Source organism: Variovorax sp. P4_D9 (assembly GCF_056401695.1).
Window position 1 is genome coordinate 1 of sequence record NZ_JBFUIU010001778.1, and the last position, 517, is coordinate 517.

At 61.3% G+C, this 517-nt stretch carries 1 protein-coding gene; it reads left to right on the forward strand.

Translation table 11 applies throughout. The features are described from left to right. Positions 1-92 precede the first annotated feature (92 nt). The coding region (locus tag AC1DY5_RS58300; protein WP_478123135.1) for a DUF1016 N-terminal domain-containing protein at positions 93-517 on the forward strand (425 nt) is incomplete at its 3' end.

The window sequence follows — 517 nt, forward strand, 5'->3', positions numbered from 1 at the left end:
TTTCAAGAGCAACGTACTACGGGAGCGGCATATCCGTGTGCGATTGCCGTGAATGCCGACGTGAGTGGAGTCGCGGAACGAGGAGGGCGGCTATGAGTTCGCCACAGATCGTGGAGACCCATCTCGTCTCCGAACTGCGGGAGTTGATTGACAGTGCCCGGACGCGGGCGGCCGCGGCTGTCAACGCGGAACTCACCTTGCTCTACTGGCAGATCGGGCGGCGCATCCAGTCCGTGGTGCTCAAAGGCGAACGGGGAATCTATGGCGAGCAGATCGTGCGCGCGGTGTCTGTACGGCTGACGGCGGCCTATGGCCGCGGCTGGGGAGAAAAGCAGCTGCGACATTGTCTCCGCGTCGCGGAGGCTTTTCCGGAGGAAGCAATTCTCTCCGCGCTGCGGAGACAATTGAGCTGGACCCACATCAAGACTCTGATGTACCTGGACGATCCGCTCAAGCGGGACTTCTACATCGAACTTTGCCGCCTTGAGAACTGGTCGTCACGCCAGCTGCAGGAGCG